This is a genomic window from Halomonas sp. M1 (assembly GCF_029581375.1).
Taxonomy (GTDB): Bacteria; Pseudomonadota; Gammaproteobacteria; order Pseudomonadales; family Halomonadaceae; genus Vreelandella.
Genome location: NZ_CP121119.1, coordinates 3,573,723 through 3,595,045, shown reverse-complemented (window position 1 = coordinate 3,595,045; position 21,323 = coordinate 3,573,723). Strand labels below are relative to the sequence as shown.

Annotated in this window: 23 protein-coding genes; 8 read left to right on the top strand and 15 right to left on the bottom strand. The window is 51.9% G+C overall.

The features are described from left to right. Positions 1-7: 7 nt before the first annotated feature. The 11 genes from P8S54_RS16500 to P8S54_RS16450 form a co-directional block, all read right to left on the bottom strand. Positions 8-1,267 carry a lytic murein transglycosylase gene (locus tag P8S54_RS16500; protein WP_281442601.1) on the bottom strand — a complete coding sequence of 420 codons (1,260 nt, stop codon included), beginning with the start codon at positions 1,265-1,267 and terminating at the stop codon, positions 8-10. 73 nt (positions 1,268-1,340) lie between these two features. After that, positions 1,341-1,787 (bottom strand): DUF3429 domain-containing protein, encoded by a 447-nt coding sequence (locus tag P8S54_RS16495; protein ID WP_281442600.1) that lies wholly within the window; start codon positions 1,785-1,787, stop codon positions 1,341-1,343. Beyond that, on the bottom strand, positions 1,768-3,219 hold the full coding sequence (locus tag P8S54_RS16490; RefSeq protein WP_281442599.1) for a DASH family cryptochrome: 1,452 nt from the start codon (positions 3,217-3,219) through the stop codon (positions 1,768-1,770). The genes P8S54_RS16495 and P8S54_RS16490 overlap by 20 nt, the downstream gene beginning before the upstream one ends. Before the next feature lie 22 nt (positions 3,220-3,241). Next, the gene (locus P8S54_RS16485) at positions 3,242-3,379 is read right to left on the bottom strand and encodes a DUF2256 domain-containing protein (protein WP_009097087.1); all 138 of its coding nucleotides are present in this window, start codon (positions 3,377-3,379) and stop codon (positions 3,242-3,244) included. A gap of 251 nt (positions 3,380-3,630) precedes the next feature. After that, entirely contained in the window at positions 3,631-4,035 is a 405-nt protein-coding gene (gene mnhG, locus P8S54_RS16480) for a monovalent cation/H(+) antiporter subunit G (RefSeq protein ID WP_009097090.1), read from the bottom strand. Beyond that, the gene (locus P8S54_RS16475; protein ID WP_009097091.1) at positions 4,028-4,297 is read right to left on the bottom strand and encodes a cation:proton antiporter; all 270 of its coding nucleotides are present in this window, start codon (positions 4,295-4,297) and stop codon (positions 4,028-4,030) included. Before P8S54_RS16475 ends, mnhG begins: the two co-directional genes overlap by 8 nt. Beyond that, positions 4,297-4,770, bottom strand: a complete 474-nt coding sequence (locus P8S54_RS16470; protein WP_009097093.1) for a Na+/H+ antiporter subunit E — start codon at positions 4,768-4,770, stop codon at positions 4,297-4,299. The genes P8S54_RS16475 and P8S54_RS16470 overlap by 1 nt, the downstream gene beginning before the upstream one ends. Continuing rightward, on the bottom strand, positions 4,767-6,368 hold the full coding sequence (locus P8S54_RS16465; protein ID WP_281442598.1) for a Na+/H+ antiporter subunit D: 1,602 nt from the start codon (positions 6,366-6,368) through the stop codon (positions 4,767-4,769). Before P8S54_RS16465 ends, P8S54_RS16470 begins: the two co-directional genes overlap by 4 nt. Beyond that, positions 6,365-6,712 (bottom strand): Na+/H+ antiporter subunit C, encoded by a 348-nt coding sequence (locus P8S54_RS16460; RefSeq protein WP_009097098.1) that lies wholly within the window; start codon positions 6,710-6,712, stop codon positions 6,365-6,367. Before P8S54_RS16460 ends, P8S54_RS16465 begins: the two co-directional genes overlap by 4 nt. An 18-nt stretch (positions 6,713-6,730) precedes the next feature. Then, positions 6,731-7,162: a Na+/H+ antiporter subunit B gene (locus tag P8S54_RS16455; protein WP_162218899.1), complete on the bottom strand. Its 432-nt coding sequence runs from the start codon at positions 7,160-7,162 to the stop codon at positions 6,731-6,733. Beyond that, positions 7,155-9,503 carry a putative monovalent cation/H+ antiporter subunit A gene (locus P8S54_RS16450; protein ID WP_281442597.1) on the bottom strand — a complete coding sequence of 783 codons (2,349 nt, stop codon included), beginning with the start codon at positions 9,501-9,503 and terminating at the stop codon, positions 7,155-7,157. The genes P8S54_RS16455 and P8S54_RS16450 overlap by 8 nt, the downstream gene beginning before the upstream one ends. A 376-nt stretch (positions 9,504-9,879) precedes the next feature. Between P8S54_RS16450 and P8S54_RS16445 the strand changes: the two genes are divergently transcribed. From P8S54_RS16445 to P8S54_RS16420, 6 genes are read left to right on the top strand one after another with little or no spacing between them, the layout of a single operon-like run. Beyond that, positions 9,880-12,708 (top strand): monovalent cation/H+ antiporter subunit A, encoded by a 2,829-nt coding sequence (locus P8S54_RS16445; RefSeq protein WP_281442596.1) that lies wholly within the window; start codon positions 9,880-9,882, stop codon positions 12,706-12,708. Beyond that, complete coding sequence (locus P8S54_RS16440; protein ID WP_009097107.1) at positions 12,708-13,049, top strand: Na+/H+ antiporter subunit C; 342 nt, start codon at positions 12,708-12,710, stop codon at positions 13,047-13,049. The genes P8S54_RS16445 and P8S54_RS16440 overlap by 1 nt, the downstream gene beginning before the upstream one ends. After that, positions 13,049-14,581, top strand: coding sequence for a monovalent cation/H+ antiporter subunit D (locus P8S54_RS16435; protein WP_281442595.1), 1,533 nt, complete (start codon positions 13,049-13,051; stop codon positions 14,579-14,581). Before P8S54_RS16440 ends, P8S54_RS16435 begins: the two co-directional genes overlap by 1 nt. Next, the gene (locus tag P8S54_RS16430) at positions 14,581-15,072 is read left to right on the top strand and encodes a Na+/H+ antiporter subunit E (RefSeq protein ID WP_009097111.1); all 492 of its coding nucleotides are present in this window, start codon (positions 14,581-14,583) and stop codon (positions 15,070-15,072) included. The genes P8S54_RS16435 and P8S54_RS16430 overlap by 1 nt, the downstream gene beginning before the upstream one ends. After that, positions 15,066-15,335, top strand: coding sequence for a K+/H+ antiporter subunit F (locus tag P8S54_RS16425; protein WP_009097114.1), 270 nt, complete (start codon positions 15,066-15,068; stop codon positions 15,333-15,335). Before P8S54_RS16430 ends, P8S54_RS16425 begins: the two co-directional genes overlap by 7 nt. A gap of 11 nt (positions 15,336-15,346) precedes the next feature. Next, on the top strand, positions 15,347-15,790 hold the full coding sequence (locus P8S54_RS16420) for a Na+/H+ antiporter subunit G (protein ID WP_281442594.1): 444 nt from the start codon (positions 15,347-15,349) through the stop codon (positions 15,788-15,790). 26 nt (positions 15,791-15,816) lie between these two features. Here P8S54_RS16420 and hemH read toward each other — a convergent pair whose 3' ends face one another. Further along, positions 15,817-16,890: a ferrochelatase gene (hemH, locus tag P8S54_RS16415; RefSeq protein ID WP_009097117.1), complete on the bottom strand. Its 1,074-nt coding sequence runs from the start codon at positions 16,888-16,890 to the stop codon at positions 15,817-15,819. 111 nt (positions 16,891-17,001) lie between these two features. On the opposite strand from hemH, the gene P8S54_RS16410 reads away from it, so the two are divergent. Continuing rightward, a complete protein-coding gene (locus P8S54_RS16410; RefSeq protein ID WP_281442593.1) occupies positions 17,002-18,582 on the top strand; it encodes a cryptochrome/photolyase family protein in 1,581 nt (526 codons plus the stop codon). Beyond that, complete coding sequence (locus P8S54_RS16405) at positions 18,579-18,974, top strand: DUF393 domain-containing protein (protein WP_281442592.1); 396 nt, start codon at positions 18,579-18,581, stop codon at positions 18,972-18,974. The genes P8S54_RS16410 and P8S54_RS16405 overlap by 4 nt, the downstream gene beginning before the upstream one ends. A 55-nt stretch (positions 18,975-19,029) precedes the next feature. Here the strand turns inward: P8S54_RS16405 and P8S54_RS16400 are convergent, their stop codons facing one another. The 3 genes from P8S54_RS16400 to dnaB form a co-directional block, all read right to left on the bottom strand. Beyond that, positions 19,030-19,332, bottom strand: coding sequence for a DUF6482 family protein (locus P8S54_RS16400; RefSeq protein ID WP_009097124.1), 303 nt, complete (start codon positions 19,330-19,332; stop codon positions 19,030-19,032). A gap of 139 nt (positions 19,333-19,471) precedes the next feature. Beyond that, complete coding sequence (locus tag P8S54_RS16395; protein ID WP_009097126.1) at positions 19,472-19,765, bottom strand: hypothetical protein; 294 nt, start codon at positions 19,763-19,765, stop codon at positions 19,472-19,474. Positions 19,766-19,871: 106 nt separating this feature from the next. After that, positions 19,872-21,260, bottom strand: coding sequence for a replicative DNA helicase (dnaB, locus tag P8S54_RS16390; RefSeq protein ID WP_281442591.1), 1,389 nt, complete (start codon positions 21,258-21,260; stop codon positions 19,872-19,874). Positions 21,261-21,323 lie beyond the last annotated feature (63 nt).

Below are 21,323 nucleotides of genomic sequence, written 5' to 3'. Positions count from 1 at the left end.
AAATTAATTAGCGAAGCAGATCCAGCAACGCCTGGGTTGCGAAACCATCCGGCGTCAGCCCCTGATCACGCTGGAAAGCGCGCACTCCTTCCCGCGTATTGGGTCCCATAATACCGTCTGCGGTACCCACCGAATAACCAGCACTGTTCAAACGCTGCTGGAGAGTTCTGACATCATCACGGGTTAAAGGTGCCTGATCTCTCGGCCAAGAGCCGCTGATACCCGATCGACCAGCAATGGCGTCGGCAAGTGTCGCCACGGCTAACGCGTAGCTGGTCGCGTTGTTGTAACGCAAAATAGCGCGGAAATTAGCCCCTACTATAAAGGCAGGCCCTTCTGCCCCCGCAGGGACTATAACGGCAGCGCTCTCAAATGCTGGAAGCTCACCACTCACCGCACGTACACCCTGCGCTGCCCACTCCGCACTACTGCGCCGCTCGGTTTGCGAATAATCAAACGATGACGGTAGCACGACCTCTGCGCCCCACGGCTGCCCTGACTGCCAGCCAGCACGCGCCAAGTAATTGGCCGTTGAGGCCATCACATCAGGAATACTACCCCAAATATCACGGCGGCCGTCGTTGTCGCCATCCACTGCATAGGCTTCAAAACTACTGGGTATGAACTGGGTATGTCCCATAGCCCCTGCCCACGAACCGCGCATTTGCTCAGCGGCGATATCCCCCTGATCTATAATCCGCAGCGCGGCGAGAAGTTCTCCCCGGGCAAAATCCTGGCGGCGCCCGTCATACGCCAGCGTCGCGAGTGACTCTAGCGTTGAGAAGTCGCCAAAATTGCTACCGTAGTTACTTTCGATTCCCCAAATCGAGACAATAATTTCAGCGGGAACGCCATAGCGTCGCTGCATTTCAAGAGCCGTGTCACGATGCTGTTCAAGCTTTTCACGACCAGTATTGATACGTGTACTAGACACAGCAGTGTCCAAGTAGTCCCATATCGGGCGGACAAACTCCGGCTGATGGCGATCAAGCTCAATGACACGCTCGCGATAGCGCAGCCCGTCAAAAGCAGAAACAAGCGTTGCTTCACGAATGCCTTGAGCAGCAGCATAACGCCTAAACTCACTCAACCATTGATTAAAACTGGCATAGCGAAGCTCTTCTGCTGCCCGCGCATCTACTTCAGTCATTAACCGCTGGCTCGCCTGTGCGTCGACACTCACTACAGAGGCCGCACCTGTCGCGAGCAGTAATGATAAGCAAAACGCCGCACCAGAACCTAGTGACCCTTTATTTTTCAATAACATAGCAACACTCTCTCGGCAATCCTTAGCGTGAGCCTGATAATGACGTAGAAAGCCGACAGATACTAGCCCCGCGCTAGCCGCGTAAGCGTAACAACAGAAACCCATGGAAAATAGCAACCACCAACGTAAGCACAGCGCGAAGCATAAGGTACCAGCGAGGAAAGCCGACCCGCCCTTCGCGGCTCATGTCGTAACCACCTATTAGTATAAAACCCGCTAATAAAATCCAAAGACCAGAGACTGTGTTCATCATGAGTGCTGGCCAAGCAAGTAAACTCGGCACCATAGCGAGCACTAATCGACGGCGACTGCCCTCCTGAGCGTTTTGAATAGCCGCCCCCCAGTGCACCCCACCTAAGAAAGATAGGATCACCGCGCTGTAGTAAACAAAACTGTAAGTGGCCACTACTTGCCACACAGTAGGGCCCCACCATGCGAGCAACAGCGCAACCGCAAAAGGAATTAACCCAGCAACGCCCAATCCCCAGGCTAAACGGCGATCACTGCACAGCAGCTTCATTACTTCCCCCTTGTTTGTGCTCGGCATTTAAAGGCTCAGCTTCCGCAATCAACCAGCGCTGCCACTCGTCAGGCATCACCAGTGGCTCAGGGAACTGCGTCGGCGCTACGCGCCAAGGTTGATGACGCTCTAAGCCACACGGCAGTGACGCTAAAGCGGGTAGCCAATAGGCAACATACAGCCCTTTTGGATCATAGTGCCCAGCCTGCTTGAGTACATTAAAATAGCGATCCTGACGGGGGTCACGTCCAACGCCTGCAATATAGCGCCAGTTGCCCCAATTACTGGCAACGTCGTAATCAATCAAGCAGTGTTCGAACCACCACGCGCCTAGCCGCCAATCTACCTCTAAATCTTTTACCAAAAAGCTAGCTACATTCTGACGCGAGCGATTAGATATCCACCCAGTACGATAAAGTTCCAGCATAGCAGCATCAATAAAAGGCACACCGGTGGAAGCGTTGCGCCATGCATTAAAGGCTTCGGTTGGCTCGGGTAACTCTTCACGACCGAAAAGTAAACGGCCTTCAAGCTGGGCCGCACGATGGAAATAGTCGCGCCACAGCAGTTCAAAAATAATCCAGTAGCTTGACTCCGTGCTGCCGTTTACCTCCTCCCATGCCTTAACCTCTTGATGGACTTGCCGCGCTGATAAGCAGCCGCGCGCTAGCCAGGGAGAAAGTCGCGTCGAAAAACTAGCACCTAATAAACCATTGCGAGTTTTCTTATACGACTCACCGCCTTTCTGCTGCCACAAATAGTTCTTCAGCCTATCGACTGCAGCAGCCTCACCGCCTATAAACGTGAAGCCTTGCCGATCATCCGGCTGCCATGCATCACTGTCTTGGCATACTGACTTAAGCGGCGGAAAGCCACGTGGCGCGTCTGGCCAGGATGGCAAGGTCACTGGCGCATGCATCGGGGAGGCAATGACACATTGTTTTTCCACACTTCTACGAAATGCTGAAAAGTTTGCGGGTAGCAACTCTGCTGCAAAGGGTAACGTGTCGGCGCTAATTAAGTAGCCACTATCAACACAGGCTAACTGAGTTGATGCTGGAAGCTGCTGTGATACTTTAGCGACATGTGCCACTTCTTCGCTACCAGAGTGTGCTGCCGTTCGGACTTGCCGGGCATTTAACGACGTTGCTAGCTGAACAACCACCTCAGCAGGGTCGCCAATACGCACTAATAAGTCACTGCCACGTTGCAACAGCTCGCCACGGAGCTCCATTAAGCTTTGCCAGAGAAACCTCAGCCGGGCGGGGCCTAACCTGGGCGTTGGCTCTCCTGCCACACAAGGCTGTAACCAGTTCTGATCTAGCACGTAAAGGCAAAGCAATTGATCAGGAGGAGAATCAAATTGTAATAACGGATTATCGGCTACGCGCAAGTTGTCTTGCAGCCAGACAATGTCAATCGTAGTAGTCATGCGCTTGCCTCCTAGGCGTGCTTTACTGCTTGGATTCGCGACGACAGCGTTCGCTGCAGTAGCGCACTTCATCCCAACAGCGCGCCCATTTCTTTCGCCAACTAAAGGGGCGTAAGCAGTGGGCGCACTCTTTTTGCGGTAGATTTTGCTTGTGATGCATGCGTCTTTCTCTGTATCTCGCAGCGCGCTAACTTTAAATGCAACCTCAAAAGATAGACACGCAGAACACATTGGTACAATTATTGTACATGAAAAATATACTTATACGGCTCTATTTGTGATTTTCAGGCGTAAAAAAAGCCACCCCGTAGGATGGCTTGTGCTGATAGCGAGCGGAGAGAGCTTAATCTCAAACCCACATTAACGGTGATGTTTGTGCGGCCGCCATTAGCAATAGCGTTTAGCGTTCGCTTAACTGGGATCAGTTTCCCGTGGATGACGTTTAGCGTTTTCGTGGGTTTCAAGGCCACTTTTTAGCTCATGGGTTAGCGGATCGTAGTTAGGGCGCAGCTCATCTTTAACGGTGCCACTCCATAGCCGTGAACCAACAAAGTAGGCTGCTCGGCCAATCACGTGAGCAGCTACCGGCGCCGTCATTAGAATAAACACAATAATGGCAAACGAACGGGCCACTATACCCACTTCTGCAAAGTGCATGGCTGCTGCGAGCATGATCAAAATTACCCCTAGTGCAGCCGCCTTGGTAGTGGCATGCATGCGGGTTAATAGATCCGGCAAACGTAATAGGCCAATGGCCGCTAGCAGCATAAATAGTGAGCCCGCTATCAGCAGCGTGCCTTTGATAAACTCAATCATCCCGCGGCCCCCCACGTTCCAAAAAGCGTGCAAAACCAATGGCCGCCAAAAAGCCCATTAGTGCAATAACAATGGCAGCATCAAGAAAGCTCGCCACGCCGGACTGAATAGCGTAGACCCCCACCAAACCAACCACCGTGGTAGAGAAAAGCTCCAAAGCTACTACACGGTCTGGCAGGCTAGGGCCTCGCACAACGCGTACAAAAGTCAAGACAAGCGCCATACCCATAATAATTTGGCTGATTAATATAACGGTATCCATCAACGAAATAACTCCAGTGCGCGATGCTCCATGTTTTTAAGGCTGCGCCGTAGCTCATCTTCATCATCTAAGAACATCGCATGAATATAGAGCACTTTACGATCATCAGACACGTCTAAACTTAGTGTGCCTGGTGTTAACGAGATAAGACTCGCCACCATGGTAATTTCCATTTCAGTCCGGGCCGAAAGGGGGAAGGCAATGACGCCAGGCTGCATATGCCAAGGAGGCGTGAGCACGTCAAACGCTACGCGTAGGTTGGCTTGCATTAGCTCTTTGATAAAAAAGCAAATAAAGCCAATTATTCTTGGCACTCGCGCTGGGTAGCCTTTTAGTGAGTCTACCTGCGGCTCAATGAGCACCAGCGCTATATAGCCAAACACCACACCGACCAGCATATTCAGCCCTGAAAAGTCACCGCTTAACAGCACCCAGGCCAAGCCCAGCATAAGGTTCCAAATTGCACCGGTCATGGGGTTCCCTCCATGCTTTCACCTACCTGCTCTGCCTGTATCTCGGTGGGCGTTAGCAGCGCCGACTCAGCACTGGCAGAAGGCCCCAATACTGCTTCAATATAACCAGCGGGCGTCATGAGCTGATCACCAATAAGGTTCATTACCTGCATAATGGGCTCCGCAAAGACACCTATTAACAGCGACATCGCGGCTAATACCACTACCGGCAGGTACATAATCCAAAGGCTAGGTTTCAATAAGCGGCCATCATCTCCCACGGGGGTTTGCGATGCAGGCACGTGATTCTCTTCTGGCAAGGCCTTCCAAAACACCTCGTTCCAAATTTTCACCATGGAGTAAAGCGTCATAACACCCACTGCAAGGGCAATACCCGTCGCCACATAAGCCCCGGCCTCTATGCCAGCCCGCACCAGCACGAATTTGGCAAAGAAACCCGATAGCGGGGGAATACCCGCCAGCGAAAAGGCAGAGATAAAGAAGGCAACGGCTAACCAAGGGCGCTCACGATAAAGCCCGCCCATTTTTTTAAGCTGATAAGTACCTTGTAAACGATGGGTGATACCACTGATCAAGAAAAGATTCGTCTTAACAATAATGTTGTGCATGATGGCAAAAACACCACCGGCAATCGCCAAGGGAGTGTAAAGCGCCAGCCCCAATATCATGTAGCCAATCTGGCTAACGATGTGAAAAGAGAGGATACGCCTGAACTCATATTGGGCGGCCGCCCCTAACACGCCAGTCACCATGGTCAACACGGCCCCCCACAGCATAATATCCTGCAGGTACCCCATGGTCTGATCGAACATCAGTGTAAAGACACGGAAAAGTGAATAAACACCCACTTTTGTTAACAAACCGGCAAATAGCGCCGAAACTGCCACCGGTGGGGTGTGATAAGACGCCGGTAACCAGAAAAACAGTGGAAAAGCTGCCGCTTTAATACCGAAGGCCACCATAAACATGACGGCCAACACTTCAACCATGCCGCTGTGCTCGGCTTCGTCCAAGCGCAGCGCAATATCGGCCATATTGAGCGTACCGACCGTGCCGTATAGCAGGCCAATGGCGGTTAAGAAGATAACCGATGCCAGCAGATTCAAGGTCACATACTTAATTGCACCTTCCATCTGCGCCCGCTCACCGCCCAAGATCAGCAGCGCAAACGAGGCAACCAGCATGACCTCGAACCATACGTAGAGGTTAAAGATATCGCCCGTTAGAAAGCCACCGGCTACCCCCGCTAACAGCAAATGCATAAGGGGATAGTAGCCAAACTTTTCATGCCCTCGGCCGGTCGAGGCCAGCGAGTAAATCCCCATCGCTAACCCGATGATACCGGTCATCAGTATCATGACCGCACTGAGCATATCCGCGATTAGCGTGATACCAAAGGGCGCTGGCCAATTGCCCATTTGCATAGTGACGTAGCCATCTGACAGTACTGCAACAAACAGCCATAAACTAGCTAGCAGGAGCGCTACGTTGCCCGCAACAGCAACAAAGCGCTGCATGGGGCGTGAACGCCAAAAAAGCAGTGAAATTGCTCCAGAAAGCAGCGGCAACAGGACGGGAAGTGCAACTTCAGGCCTCACGTGTCGGTATCCTTCATTTTGTCCAAATCATCTGCCTTAACAATCTCGTAGGCTCGGCGAATCAATACCACCGCGAACGCCAACACGCCAAAAGCGATCACAATAGCGGTCAAAACCACCGCTTGGGGGAGCGGGTCAGCCACCTCTCCCAAAGGCTGCAGCATGCCTTCAGGTATCAAGGGGGGTGCGCCTCTTGTCATTCCGGCCGTTGTGAAAATAAGTAGATTGGCGCCGTTGGAAAGCAGTAATAGGCCAATCACTAATTTAACAATTGAGCGGCGAAGCATCATAAAAATGGCGGCGGCGTACAGTAGCCCAATCGCCAATGCCATTATTGGTTCCATTGAAGGCCTCCTGTTAACTTAGGGTTCATCCTTATCCACCTCCATCAAGGCCATGACCATTCCCATTACCGAGCCAAGTACCGCAAGGTAAACCCCAACATCAAAAATAAGCGGGGTAGAGGCTTTAAAATCGATAACAGGGATCGTCCACCACTGAGCTGTTAGGAAGGGCTGACCCATAAACCAAGCTGGCACCACAGAGATCATGCCAAGCAGTAGCCCCACGCCAATCAAATCCCGGGGGTCCACCATACGCAGCACTTCTTTAGTGGCACTGACGCCAAATGCAAACAGGTAGAGCGTAAACGCCCCTGCTGCCACTAACCCGGCAATAAACCCACCGCCGGGTTCATCATGGCCACGCAGCAATAAAAAGACCGAAAACATTAACTGCAACGGCATTAAAAAGCGCGCGGCCGTATTAAGAATAATGGTGCCTGACTTAACCATCGTACGGCTCCTTAGCGCTATTTTTGTCGCCCTCGTTGGCTTTATCACCATTGGTGTCATGACGCAGCTTCAGCATGGCGATTACGCCAATCGCGGCCAATGCAAGAACGAACATTTCTCCTAAGGTGTCGAGTGCACGGTAATCCACCAGAATGACGTTTACGATATTGCGGCCATGTGCCAGCGGTGCGCTATTCTCCACCATATAGGTGGAGATTGTTTCAAACTGATCGATACTCCACGCAGTCATGATGAGCAGAAAAATCAACACCCCCATCATGGCTGCGACAAAGCCGTCTCGTATACGCTCAAGACTGGTTGAGAGGTTCGAAAACCGCGGCAACCGGAACAACACTAATACCAGCAAGATAACGGTAAGGGTCTCAACCAGTAGCTGGGTGATCCCCAGGTCAGGAGCGCTAAAGAGAATAAAGAGCAGCGCGATAGAGAAGCCCATAATGCCGACGGACACCACAGCACCTAGACGGGAGCGGGAAATCGTCGCAAAGAGCGCGCCCATCACCATCGTGCCCACAACGATTATTTCGTGAAAGCGAACATCCAACGTAAACGCTAGCTGGGGGGAGTGACGCAGCAAGATTGAGTTGCCGATCAATCCAATAAGCACCAGCAGCATCACCAGAATGTAATTTCGCATGTAGCCGTTTTGCAGCAGATGCGTTTGCCACTCGGAGAAGCGCACAACACCGTTCATGAATCCTTCGTAGCCAGCCTCAGGACCATGGCGCATGACCGGCGCCAATATAGACAGTTTTGCGCGAACACGATCCCACCGCTTAAACAGTAAAAAGCCCAGCCCGAGGCTAACGATCGACATAATCAACGCAGCATTAATGCCGTGCCAAAGCGAGAGAGATACCGCTAGCGGCTGCCCAGCCACCGCCGTTGCGGCCGCTGTCAAGAGTGCGTCGCCACCCAGTACGGCGGGGAGCAGCCCCAGCGAAAGTGACCCCACTACCAATAAGCCTGGGCCAAGCAACATACTAAAAGGTGCTTCATGGGGTGTTTTAGGCGTTTCGTGGCGATGCCCATAAAACGGCCGAAGGGCAATAATCGCCGCCACCGCGATGGTTAGAATGGCAGACATAAACGCAAAGAGTATCAATAGTGCTCTGAACCCATCAGCGCCAAACACTGCCTCAAGCATCAACTCCTTTCCGATAAATCCAAAGAGCGGCGGCACACCCGCTAGCGAAAGTGCCGCTATCATGGCAATGGCTGCCGTTATCGGCATTTGCTTGCGTAACCCGCCCATGGCCGTCACGTCTTTGGTGCCGGTTTCATGATCCAAAATACCGGCCACCATAAAGAGCGCGCCTTTATACATGGAGTGGCCCAGCAAGAACGTCACAAAGGCAGTCATTGCATAATCAGTGCCGATCCCCACTAGCATGGTCAAGGTGCCCAAGGCCATGATGGTGGAGTATGCGAGCAGCTTCTTAATATTGGTATGCTGGATCGCCAGGAAAGCGCCCGTAAGCATCGTAGTCGCACCCACTACAGAGAGAACACCTACCCACAGCGCTGTACCGCCTAACTCCGGCTGCAACCGCGCCAGTAGATAAATGCCCGCTTTCACCATGGTCGCCGAGTGTAAGTAAGCGGATACAGGGGTGGGCGCCGCCATGGCGTTGGGCAACCAGAAATGGAAAGGGAACTGGGCCGATTTGGTAAAAGCGCCAAGCAGTAAGCAAATTAACATCGGTGTATAAAGAGCATGCTCACGCAAGTCGCTCTCCATTTGGCCGATGTCTGAGAATGACCAGCCACCGCTTGCCACACCTAGCAGCACTAGCCCTGCCATCAGCGCAAGGCCGCCCGCTACGGTGACAAACAGCCCCTGACGTGCCGACTTCCGCGCCTCAATATCGGTGTGATTAAAACCGATTAGCAGGTAAGAGGTAATACTGGTGAGCTCCCAAAATATAAACAGGGTAATCAGCCCGTCAGCAAGCACTAACCCAAGCATTGAGACCATGAAGGCCAGCAGTGCTAAATGAAAGCGCGCAATATCCTCGTGCCCTTTTAAGTAGCCACCTGCGTAGATTAAAACGCAGGTGCCTATCACGGTAATCAGCAGCCCAAAGAGCAGTGATAAACCATCAAGCATAAACGTCAAGCTAATGCCCAGCGAAGGTACCCACTGCCATTCCAGTAGCAACGGGCCGTCATTAAGTACTGAGGGGGCTTGGCTGAATAGCCAAGCAGCCAGCAAGGCTGGATACAGCGCTAGCACCATGCTTGCACGCTGACCAAACCAGCGGTTAAGCAGTGGCGACGACGCGGCCAGCACAAATCCCAATAATACGGCGAGTTGCATCTAGCAAAATCTCCTGAGTAACAAACTGCTTTTCCCGTATGGAAAAACCCCATGCGGCATGATGCCTTTTCACTATTATCCAAGGCTGCAAGCGGGCATAGAACCACTTTTGCTTAGGATGTAACACTAAAGTGCGATAGGCGTAAGTCGCCTACCATCCAAGCGGCTGCCTCTATAAACTTGGCTGTGTTAGCAGACAAGGCCGTGTTAGATAACAGGAATCTTCAGGTTGTAAACCTTATATCAGGCACCTGCGGGTTACCAGTCATGCATCTTAACGCGCCTTTTTCGCTAGCACTAACCCCTAAGCCCTTATCTGCAGCGTAGTCTATCTACTGATAGCATCCGCTGCCGCCCAGAATGTGGAACGCTAGCAATGCCGCTGCTATGGATACCACTGTTAACCCTGGTTGGCACGTTAGTGCCGTTACTAACTGTCTCTCGCGGACGATTGTTCTGCACCGCCGCGACAGCAATCGTTCCCATTACCGCCCTAGCCCTACTGCTTAGCCACCTGCCGATACTACTAGACGGTGGTACGGTATCACAGCAGCTAAGCTGGATACCGTTGTTAGGACTAGACCTTGCCCTACGAGTTGACGGCCTAACCCTACTGTTTGGTCTGCTCATCTTGGGCATCGGCAGTTTAATCATCATTTACGCGGGCTATTACCTCTCTAGCAGCGAAAATGACGGGCGGTTCTTCTCTTACATGATGCTGTTCATGACCGCTATGCTCGGCATTGTCATGGCCGACAATTTGCTGCTTTTATGGCTGTTCTGGGAACTTACTAGCATTGCCTCTTTTTTACTGATTGGTTTTTGGGGACACCGTAGCGATGCGCGGCGCGGAGCACGCATGGCCCTTACCGTCACTGGTGCTGGCGGTTTGGCATTGCTAGCCGGTATTTTGCTTATAGGCCATGAAGTAGGTAGTTTTGCGCTGCCCGACGTACTGGCCGCTGGCGATCAGTTGCGCCAAGCATCCACCTACCCTGTCATTATGGCCTTGGTATTACTGGGCGCCTTTACTAAATCGGCCCAGTTCCCCTTCCATTTTTGGTTACCCCACGCCATGGCCGCGCCCACCCCCGTGTCCGCCTACCTGCACTCATCCACCATGGTAAAAGCGGGGATTTTTCTTCTCGCTCGGCTACATCCGGCATTAGGCGACACGTCATTATGGTCGATCAGTCTAACACTAGCAGGCTTGGCTACGCTCGTGTACGGCGCCTGGTTCGCCTTATTAGAGCGTGATTTAAAAGGTATTTTAGCCTTTTCAACGGTAAGCCATCTTGGATTAGTGGTGCTACTGCTTGGCTTGAATACGCCGCTGGCGATTGTCGCAGCCCTTTTTCATATTCTTAACCATGCGCTGTTCAAAGCAACGCTGTTTATGAGCGCTGGCATTATCGACCACGAAACCGGCACACGGGATATCAGGCGCCTAGGTGGGTTATGGTCCCTTATGCCTATCACCGGAACATTAACGCTTATGGCCGGCGCAGCAATGGCGGGCTTCCCTCCGTTTAATGGCTTTCTATCGAAAGAGATGCTGCTGACCAAGGCCTTAGCCACCGATCTATTTGGTGGCCTAGGCAGCGTGATTCCATTACTGGTGCTGGTAGGCGCCACCCTGTCAGTGGCTTACTCACTGCGCTTGGTATATTGCGTATTTTTTGCTCCTAACGATAATCCACCGGAGGAATCACACACTCCCCACGACCCGCCTAAAGGCATGTACCTGCCGGGTTTAATGCTTGCCTGTTTGTGCCTGCTCGTAGGCCTGTTCCCCATGACGCTAGCCGCCCCTCTCATTCGCACGGCAAGCATTGCAGTACAAGGGGATAACGCACCGCTTTTCGTTTTTGCACTGTGGCACGGGATTAACCTACCGCTCTTAATGAGCTTGTTCGCAATCCTCGGCGGTATCATTTTATTGTGGCGGCATAAAAACATTAGCAGCTTAGCCTCTTTGCTACCTACACCTAGCGCCCCGGCCCTGTTTGAAAAAGCTGTCACCCGCCTTATTAAAGCCTCGCTTTGGATAACGCTACGTTTAGAAAACGGCTCCCTGCAGCGTTATCAAGCGCTTCTTCTATTATCGGCTCTTGGCATGACTGCGCTCGGCCTTAGTCAATTGGATACATTGGCTGGAAACGTAGACATGCAGCCAATTGACGGGCTTACACTATTAGGTGCCAGCGTGATGATGATTGGCGCCATTGGCAGCGCGCTTGCACACCGCTGGCGACTAGTATCACTGCTAATGCTTTCCATGGTGGGGCTTACCGTCTCGCTTACGTTTATCCGCTTTTCAGCACCCGACCTCGCAATGACGCAGCTATCCGTTGAAGTGGCGTCAATGATACTGCTAATACTGGCCCTGTTTTTCCTCCCTCAGCGGCCCCCTCGCTGGGTCTCCTCGCGGCGAATCGTACGGGATGTTTTACTGGCAGGTTCATTAGGGTTAGTTATTGCTGGATTGAACTATGCCCTTCTAACCCGGGAAGTGCTGAGCATTTCTGATTACTTCCTCACCAACAGTGTGCCTGGCGGCGGCGGCACCAACGTCGTCAACGTAATTTTGGTTGATTTCCGCGGGTTCGATACGTTAGGGGAAATTACCGTACTCACTCTTGCCGGGCTAGCGACCTATAAACTGCTTAACCGGCTGCGGCTATTTAAGCCCTCCGGTAACCTTGAAGGGATTCGCTGGTCGCGCCATCGCTACCCGATGATTCTTGAAGTAGTCGCTCAAATCATTTTGCCGCTGGCACTGCTTGTCTCGGTCTATATTTTCTTACGTGGGCACAACCAACCCGGCGGCGGCTTTATTGCGGGGTTAATTACCGCTATCGCACTACTATTGCAGTACATTGCACGGGGCTACGAATGGACCAGCCGCCGCTTGCCGCTATCGTATCCGGTTATTTCAGTAATTGGCCTTGTCATAGCCGTACTCACCGGCTTGGGAAGCTGGCTGTTCGGGTATCCCTTCTTAACCTCCTCGTTCGGCTACTTTAATATTCCGCTTGTTGGCAAAACAGAGCTAGCAACGGCGCTACTGTTCGACTTGGGGGTCTATCTTGCGGTAGTGGGCGCCACGCTGATGATTTTGGTGAACCTGGGCAGCGTTACCACAGCGCATCGCCCTACGCTCAAAACCACGGAACAAACGGCATCAAAAGAGGGCAATAAATAATGGAGCTGCTTTTTTCGTTGGTAACCGGAGTATTAAGCGCTAGCGGTATTTATTTACTGCTTCGAGGTCGCACCTTCTCAATTATCGTAGGACTTGCGTTGCTCTCCTATGCGGTCAACCTGTTTTTATTTTCAACCGGTGGCCTGCATACCCACTCAGCGGCGGTGATAGGTGCCTCAGCCGCACCTGCCGACCCTCTCCCTCAGGCACTGGTATTAACGGCCATCGTAATTGGTTTTGCCATGTCTGCGTTCATGGTCATTCTTGCGATACGAGCGCGCGCCGAGCTAGGTAATGACCACGTGGATGGTAAGCAAGGTGAAGAAGGAAGCACCCGCTAATGAGCCAGCACCTGCTAGTTTTTCCTATTCTTTTACCCATGCTGACTGCGCTTGGTTTACTGCTCATGGGGCAAGCCCCCAGCGCGCTGCAGCGGCGTATTAGCATTATCTCAACCGCACTATTAGTGGTGCTATCGGGCGTACTACTGGTACATGCCAATAGCGATATTATCAATATTTATAACCTGGGGAACTGGCAGGCACCGTTTGGCATTGTGCTGGTATTAGATCGCCTCTCAGCACTGATGGTGGCACTCACCGCCGTACTGGCTTTAGGGTGCATCCTGTTTGCCAGCGCAGGAGATGATGGCCGCGGGAGTAACTTTCACGGCATTTTTCAGCTTCAATTGCTGGGTTTAAACGGCGCCTTTTTAACTGGAGACTTATTCAACCTCTTTGTATTTTTTGAAATCTTACTGCTGGCTTCCTACGCGTTGCTTATGCATGGCGGTGGTAAAGCGCGCATTGGCGCAGGACTTCACTATGTTGTGCTTAATCTAGTGGGTTCAGCGCTGTTCATAATTGCCCTTGGGATACTGTATGGCGCCACTGGCACGCTCAACATGGCAGATATGGGGCATCGCATTGCCCAGATGGATGAGGCTAATGCCGCGCTGGTGACCGCGGGGGCTTTACTGCTTACCGTCGTATTTAGTTTGAAGGCCGCTATTTTACCCCTCTATTTTTGGTTACCGAGCACCTATGCCTCTGCGCCCGCACCGGTAGCAGCGCTGTTTGCGATTATGACAAAGGTCGGTTTATATGCCCTGCTTCGGGTTCAAACGCTAGTATTTTCGGAAAGCCCAGCCATTGTTTATATCGATAATTGGCTTTGGTGGGGCGGCTTGGCAACCCTTTTGTTGGCGGGCATTGGCGTTTTAGCCGCTCGTGATCTTCGCACCCTAGTGGCATATTTAGTGCTTGTTTCTGTCGGCACGCTAATGAGCGGGGCTGGTATGGGTCACATCTCAGGCACGGGGGCTTTGCTCTATTACCTCGTGCACACCACGCTCATCGCTGGAGCACTGTTCCTGCTAGCTGAGCTGATCGGTCTACAGCGGGGCAAGGCGGGCACGCGCTTAGTACGTGCCCGCAAGCTTCATCAACCAGCCCTGCTTGGCGGTATGTTTTTGATAGGAGCCGTCGCCATGGCGGGCCTGCCCCCCTTAGCTGGGGCATTGGGCAAATTACTCTTGATGCAGGCTGCGGATAGCGCACAGAGGCTATGGCTGTGGCCACTATTACTTTTGGCTGGTTTAGCGGCCATGATTGCCCTCTCTCGGGCTGGCTCGGTGTTTTTCTGGGCGAGCTACAAAGGTGCTCCCAGCGGGCCACGTATCACTCCCTTGCAGCTATCTGGCGTAACGTGGTTATTGATTAGCGCGCCGCTGTTAGTGTTACTGGCGGGGCCTGTAAGCGAATACACTCAAGCCACTGCTGAGCAACTTGCTTCGCCACAGCGGACTATTCAGACCATACTGCCCGAAGTAAATCCTTCAGATTTTGCTTTGCGCGATAAGGAGGAGCAGTAATGTTTGCCCGCTATTTTCCCGCACCTGCCCTGTCACTAATACTATTAATCACCTGGCTTCTAATGGTGAGAAGCTTGGCTTTCGGCCAACTGCTACTAGGAGTGCTGCTAGCAATTGGCATACCGCTGCTAACCCGCGCTTTTTGGCTGCCTTTCCCCCGGGTTAAACACCCTATAAAGCTCGTACGTTTTGTCTTACGGGTACTTGCCGATATCGTAGTCGCCAACTTGCACGTTAGCTTATTAATTTTGAGCCCCAAGCGGACACCGCACCCAGGCTTTATTGAGTACCCACTACAAGTACAGGATCGGCTAGCCATTACTCTCTTGGCCAATACCATCACCATGACGCCTGGCACTGTTTCCACCAATATTCGGCTAGATCATACGTCGCTGCTTATTCATGTATTGGATATGGAGGATGAGCAGGCTCTTATTCAAGACATTCATGAGCGTTACGAGCGTCCCATTAAGGAGATTTTCGAATGCTAGCCATCGCCCTTTGGATCAGTTTGACACTAATAGTGCTAGCACTCGCAATGAATGTTTACCGCTTACTTATAGGCCCAGACATACCCGATCGATTGCTAGCGCTAGATACCATGTATGTCAACGCAATTGCGCTTATCGTAATTGCTGGGCTTTGGTTCAACACAAAAACGTACTTTGAAGCTGCCATGTTAATCGCCTTACTCGGCTTTATCAGCACCATGGCAATTTGTCGATACTTGCTACGCGGCGATATTATTGAGTAACGGAGGCTGACATGACATTTGCTATTATGATTGAGGCTTTGGTATCGCTTCTGCTTATTTGCGGCGGGATGTTTGCCTTTACTGGCTCGCTTGGCATGCTGCAGTTCAAAGACTTTTTCATGCGCTTACACGGGCCCACCAAAGGCACTACGCTAGGCATCGGCTGTGTGCTGATTGCTTCAATGGTTTACTTTACAACCACCCAGCGTGAACCCCACATGCAAGAGCTATTAATTACCCTGTTTCTGTTTTTAACTGCCCCCGTGACAGGTCACATGCTGGCAAAAACAGGACTACACATGCATTTACGCTTTACCACCAGCACCCGTGGCTCGCTGCCTGAACTTCTGGATGAAGATGTGGGGCAAAACCGAGTAGCAAAACCCGGCCGCCCCAAACGCCCTGGCAGTATCAAAAACCGCCGCCGCCAGCTGCTAAAAGCCCGTGGCAGATAAGCGCATTACGCTATACAGGTAGATAATTAACACAGCCAACCCGATAGTTCATTATTCACGACGGCTAACAGCGCATCGATATGATCATCCCGGTCATTTAAGCAAGGAATATAGCTGAAGGTTTCGCCCCCGGCTTCCATAAAGCTGTCGTGGATTTCCTCTTTAATCTCCTCCAGTGTTTCCACACAGTCCGATGAGAAGGCGGGTGACATAATAGCGATGTGCTTATGCCCCTGCTTAGCCAACGCCGCCACGTGATCAACGGTTTGTGGCCCTACCCATTTTTCGGGACCAAACTGTGACTGAAAAGCGGTATCTACTTCTTCTTTGGTGAAGCCAAGCTTCTCACGCATTAGGCGCGTCGTTTTCTGGCACTGGCAGTGGTAGGGGTCACCTTCCAGCAGATAACGTTCCGGCACCCCGTGGTAACTCGCCACCAGTTTCGTGGGACGGCTTTCAAAACTGTCGTAAGCCTCTTGCACCGAGTTAGCTAACGCCTGAATGTACGCTGGGTGTTCAAAGTAGGCAGGCACGGTCCTAATATAAGGCTGCCATTTCATCTTCATCAGTGTACGAAACGCCTGGTCATTAGCGGTGGCCGTGGTGGGCGAACCATACTGGGGATAAAGCGGGAAAAAGACGATGCGCTCGCATCCCTTCTCCTTCATCCGGTTTAGCACACTTTCAGTGGAGGGATTACCGTAACGCATACAAAAATCAACCTCTACATTATCGCCGTAGAGGGCTTTGAGTCGCTCGGCCATCTTTTCCGTTTGCGCACGGGTAGTCGTTAGCAGAGGGCTTTCGTTTTTATCAGTATTCCAGATACTTTTGTACGCATGACCCGACGAAAAGGGACGTTTCGTCAAAATAATGAGCTGAAGCAGTGGCTGCCATTTCCAACCGGCATAATCCACCACCCGCTTGTCGGATAGGAACTCATTCAGGTAGCGACGCATTGACCAGTAGTCGGTAGCATCCGGCGTGCCAAGATTGGCCAGCACTACCCCTACCTTCGCACGGGGCACAGCCGGATGGTCACTTGGCGCGTGGGCCAAGCGGCCTGCTCCTGGCTGATCCTTCACAACGCTATCGGTCATACGTCTACTCCTAAAAGACTACTTTTAATGGCTAAAATAGTAACACTTTCCAGCAAAGTTACGGCATAAAGTTATACTATCAACATTATTTGTATAACTATAGGCAAATTCATGTCCAAGCCTTTACTACTCGTACTCGGTGATCAGCTGTCCCTTTCACTCACAGCGATAAAAGATGCCCCCCCTAATGCGGTGGTAGCCATGTGCGAAGTCGCGGATGAAGCTCGCTATGTCCCCCATCATATACATAAAATCGGCCTCTTTATGGCCGCCATGCGACACTTTGCCCAAACCCTGAGAGACAAAGGCTTCCAGGTTCACTACAGCCGAATTGACGATGCAGACAACACTCAGTCACTTCTTAATGAAGCAGAACGGATTGCCAAACAGTACGGCTGCGATCAGATACGTGTTACCCGCCCTGGGGAGTGGCGACTGTGGAACGATATAACGGCGCGCAAAGACGCCGCCTTGCCATGGACATTATTAGAAGATGAGCGTTTTTTCACCACCCCAGACGACTTCGCTAGTTGGGCCAGAGGGCGTAAACAGCTGCGCCTAGAATACTTCTATCGCGAACAGCGTAAGCGCACGGGGCTGTTGATGGAAGGCGATGCACCAGCCGGTGGTAAGTGGAATTTTGATCACGATAACCGTGAACCTATTAGTGCAGCGCTTAGCTTTCCAGCGCTGCCCCAGCACAGCCAAGATGAGTTAACCCGGGAAGCGCTCAGAGATGCGCAGCACCATTTTAGCGAGCATATGGGGTCACTGGATAACTTCAACTTGCCCGTGACACGCCGCCAAGCGCTGGTAGATTTAAAACACTTTATTGACCATGGGCTAGCGGACTTTGGCCGCTATCAGGATGCCATTAGCGATATCGAGCCGTTTTTATATCATTCTCGACTATCTGCGGCCCTCAATATTGGCCTGCTAACCCCCCATGAAGTGTGCGAAGCGGCGGAACAGCAGTATCACATAGGCAAGGCCCCCATTAATGCCGTAGAGGGTTTTATCCGCCAAATACTCGGCTGGCGGGAGTATGTACGCGGGCTTTATTGGACGCAAATGCCCAGCTATAAGCAACAAAACGGACTCAGCGCCAAGCGCGATCTACCAAAGTTTTATTGGGACGGAAACACCGACATGCGTTGCCTACAGCGCGCCATACAAATGACCATCGACAATAGCTATGCCCACCATATCCAGCGATTAATGGTGACGGGTAACTTTGCCCTGCTATGTGGTGTAAAGCCTGAAGCGCTTTGCGACTGGTACTTAGCCGTGTATGCCGATGCCTGCGAGTGGGTGGAGCTACCCAATACGCTGGGTATGGTTCTCCATGCCGACGGTGGCTTGATGGGCTCCAAGCCTTACTGTGCATCGGGTAAGTATATCGACAAAATGTCTGACCACTGCCAACACTGTCGCTACACCCCTAAACAAGTAACAGGGCCTAACGCTTGCCCCCTTAACAGTCTTTATTGGCATTTTTTAGAAACTAACGCCGAGCAGCTAAATCGCAACCCCAGGATGAGGCTGATTTACGGCTCCCTTTCCCGCATGAAGGAAGAGAAGCGCGAGGCTATCCGTCAACAGGCAGAGCAGTTTCTCTCAACATTAGAAACGCGCCCAGGTTATGGGCTACCTAGCCACACTCAAGGTTATCAAAAGGAGTCGTATCAATGAGCCGTTTTTCTACGCTTCAAGCAGCTGCGCCCGTCACACTTTTTCACGATGGTCACTGCCCTTTCTGTCGGGTCGAAGTTGAATGGCTTTCGAAGCACCGACATCAAGAGCAGGTCAAACTGATAGATATTCAAAGCAACGACTTCAACGCCGCTAAGCTTGGGCGTTCGTTTGATGACATGATGGGGCAGCTTCACTTACTTGATAATAAAGGGATATGGTATGTAGGCATGGATGCCAGCCGGGCCCTTTATGCAGTACTGGGTTACCGGCGGCTAGTAAGGCTATCTTGCTTACCGGGCCTGCGAAGCGCAATGGATGCAGGCTACCGATTTTTTGCCCGCCGCAGAATCCGGCTAGGGCAGTGGTGGGAAAAACGACAAGCTAAATAATGAACCGATTACACATATACGGGCGTTTTTTGACCAAACTCGCCAAACCCACTGCTTAAAACACGAGCGGCATGCGAGATGTTAACGGCTCGCTATAGTGGGCATCGCGTCCGATCACTTCATCTTGCGGCACATGCTGAACTAGATACGCGCGATGAATGCCTGCTCGCTTAAGTTCCAGATAGACGTCATCTAGCGAGCGAAACAACATCGGTTTATGACGTTGCGTCAGCATATGTCGCTCACCTTCAACATCTTCAAGCTCAACCTGATAGAAGCGGCTGCCTGAGTGGGTAATAACGCGAATTTCGAAGTTGTCGTGGTTTGCGACAAACTGTTTAAGCTCTTTTAGCTCCATGGTTCCCTCCTGTTATTAGACATTGTCATGGGCAAAGCATCCCGCAAACCCATGACAATAATGTTACCTTGGCACTAACTTCATGAGACGGCAACTTAACAAAAGAGTTCCTGACCAAAACGTCAACTTATGCGTTCAATTATTGATATTCAGACGGGTCGATAGCCTTGCCTAGTGAATTGCGATCAATCCAGTTTCCGCCTTTGGTTTCCTTATAACGAAAGACAACCTTGTCACCAACCGCCACAGGCAACTCGCCATCTTCGGTTTGGTAACTGTACTTCTCCCCTTCCACCACCAGGAAGTAGCGGTAAAGGTCAGGCATTCCCAACCACTCTTTAAATGGCCCTTCGCGCTCTAGCGACTGCAACTCCCCGCGGCCCTCCAGCTTAGGAAGACGCTTTCGGTTACCACGTCTAAAACCACCTGCCATTTTCTACTCCTGTCTATCTGCTTCGAAAGAGGGGCGAGCATTATACGACCTGCCCTGCTCCACACAAGTTAATTACCCGCATCTGCGTTAACCGCCTACGCATACGTTAATCGCCAAACGCTTCGCCGTAGCGATCGGGCGCTAGATCTTCAAACCGGGTGTATTTACCTATAAACGCCATGTGCACCGTGCCGATAGGCCCGTTACGCTGCTTGCCAATAATCAGTTCCGCAATCCCTTGGTTGTCAGGGTTGTCCGGATTATAGACTTCATCACGATAAACAAAGGCGATAACGTCCGCATCCTGTTCAATCGCTCCCGATTCCCTTAGATCCGACATCACCGGACGTTTGTTAGGGCGCTGCTCCAATGAACGGTTTAGCTGGGAAAGCGCTACCACGGGGCACTGAAACTCTTTTGCCAACCCTTTTAGAGAGCGTGAAATCTCAGAAATTTCGCCCGTACGGTTTTCAGAAAATCCGGGGATCTGCATTAGCTGCAGATAGTCGATCATAACTAACGCCATATTGCCGTGCTCACGCACGACCCGACGCAGCCGCGAGCGCATCTCGTTCGGTGAGAGTGCAGCCGTATCGTCAATAAACAGTTGCTTGTCTTTCAGCAGGTTGACCGCTGAGGTAAGTCGTGGCCAGTCTTCGTCTTCTAACTGGCCTGAACGCACCCGAGTTTGGTCAATCCGGCCAAGGGATGAAAGCATACGTAGCATTAGCGATTCGGCGGGCATCTCCATAGAGAACACCATAACCGGCTTATCGCTAGCAATAACCGCGTGCTCTACCAAATTCATTGCGAAGGTGGTTTTACCCATGGAGGGGCGCCCGGCGATAATTACCAAATCAGAGGGCTGCAGCCCAGATGTCATCTCATCTAAATCGCGGAACCCGCTGGAAAGCCCGGTCATTTCACCTTTGAGATTGAACAGCTCATCAATGCGGTCAACTGCTTTGGTGAGTAGCTCACTCATGCCAATCGGGCCACCGGTTTTCGGACGCTCTTCAGCGATCTGAAATACCAGCCGTTCGGCCTCATTGAGCAGTTCGTCAGCCGGCCGCCCTTGTGGGGAGAAAGCCCCGTCGGCTATTTGATTTGCCGCGCGGATAAGCTTACGCAGCGTCGCTCGTTCACGCACAATATCCGCATAGGCGCGGATATTACTAGCTGAGGGGGTGTTACGGGCAAGCTCGGCTAGAAATGCCAACCCACCCACCGTATCGAGCTGATCTCTGGCTTCAAGCGCTTCAGAGAGCGTTATCACGTCCAGCGGCTGCCCAGACTCCGCCAAATGAATCATCACGTTGAAGACGAGGCGATGTTCGTAGCGATAAAAGTCGTCGGTCACTAAGCGCTCTGAAACGTTATCCCAGGCTTGGTTATCCAACATTAGCCCGCCTAACACCGACTGCTCCGCCTCTAGCGAATGCGGCGGCAACTTCAGCGCTGCCGTTTCCTGATCAGCAGAAGGCTTGTCCTGCATAGCGAGCTCCTTGACAGTAATACGTAGCCAACAACGATACTTATCTTAATGAGAAACCACTGC

Coding starts and splice junctions, on each gene's coding strand:
- P8S54_RS16425 (WP_009097114.1), top strand. CDS start 15,066: ATGCTAGCCATCGCCCTTTGGATCAGTTTGACACTAATAGTGCTAGCA.
- P8S54_RS16405 (WP_281442592.1), top strand. CDS start 18,579: ATGAGCCGTTTTTCTACGCTTCAAGCAGCTGCGCCCGTCACACTTTTT.
- P8S54_RS16460 (WP_009097098.1), bottom strand. CDS start 6,712: ATGGAACCAATAATGGCATTGGCGATTGGGCTACTGTACGCCGCCGCC.
- dnaB (WP_281442591.1), bottom strand. CDS start 21,260: ATGCAGGACAAGCCTTCTGCTGATCAGGAAACGGCAGCGCTGAAGTTG.
- mnhG (WP_009097090.1), bottom strand. CDS start 4,035: ATGATTGAGTTTATCAAAGGCACGCTGCTGATAGCGGGCTCACTATTT.
- P8S54_RS16500 (WP_281442601.1), bottom strand. CDS start 1,267: ATGTTATTGAAAAATAAAGGGTCACTAGGTTCTGGTGCGGCGTTTTGC.
- P8S54_RS16475 (WP_009097091.1), bottom strand. CDS start 4,297: ATGGATACCGTTATATTAATCAGCCAAATTATTATGGGTATGGCGCTT.
- P8S54_RS16455 (WP_162218899.1), bottom strand. CDS start 7,162: ATGGTTAAGTCAGGCACCATTATTCTTAATACGGCCGCGCGCTTTTTA.
- P8S54_RS16470 (WP_009097093.1), bottom strand. CDS start 4,770: ATGACCGGTGCAATTTGGAACCTTATGCTGGGCTTGGCCTGGGTGCTG.
- P8S54_RS16445 (WP_281442596.1), top strand. CDS start 9,880: ATGCCGCTGCTATGGATACCACTGTTAACCCTGGTTGGCACGTTAGTG.
- P8S54_RS16410 (WP_281442593.1), top strand. CDS start 17,002: ATGTCCAAGCCTTTACTACTCGTACTCGGTGATCAGCTGTCCCTTTCA.
- P8S54_RS16420 (WP_281442594.1), top strand. CDS start 15,347: ATGACATTTGCTATTATGATTGAGGCTTTGGTATCGCTTCTGCTTATT.
- P8S54_RS16440 (WP_009097107.1), top strand. CDS start 12,708: ATGGAGCTGCTTTTTTCGTTGGTAACCGGAGTATTAAGCGCTAGCGGT.
- P8S54_RS16490 (WP_281442599.1), bottom strand. CDS start 3,219: ATGACTACTACGATTGACATTGTCTGGCTGCAAGACAACTTGCGCGTA.
- P8S54_RS16450 (WP_281442597.1), bottom strand. CDS start 9,503: ATGCAACTCGCCGTATTATTGGGATTTGTGCTGGCCGCGTCGTCGCCA.
- P8S54_RS16485 (WP_009097087.1), bottom strand. CDS start 3,379: ATGCATCACAAGCAAAATCTACCGCAAAAAGAGTGCGCCCACTGCTTA.
- P8S54_RS16400 (WP_009097124.1), bottom strand. CDS start 19,332: ATGGAGCTAAAAGAGCTTAAACAGTTTGTCGCAAACCACGACAACTTC.
- hemH (WP_009097117.1), bottom strand. CDS start 16,890: ATGACCGATAGCGTTGTGAAGGATCAGCCAGGAGCAGGCCGCTTGGCC.
- P8S54_RS16495 (WP_281442600.1), bottom strand. CDS start 1,787: ATGAAGCTGCTGTGCAGTGATCGCCGTTTAGCCTGGGGATTGGGCGTT.
- P8S54_RS16430 (WP_009097111.1), top strand. CDS start 14,581: ATGTTTGCCCGCTATTTTCCCGCACCTGCCCTGTCACTAATACTATTA.
- P8S54_RS16435 (WP_281442595.1), top strand. CDS start 13,049: ATGAGCCAGCACCTGCTAGTTTTTCCTATTCTTTTACCCATGCTGACT.
- P8S54_RS16395 (WP_009097126.1), bottom strand. CDS start 19,765: ATGGCAGGTGGTTTTAGACGTGGTAACCGAAAGCGTCTTCCTAAGCTG.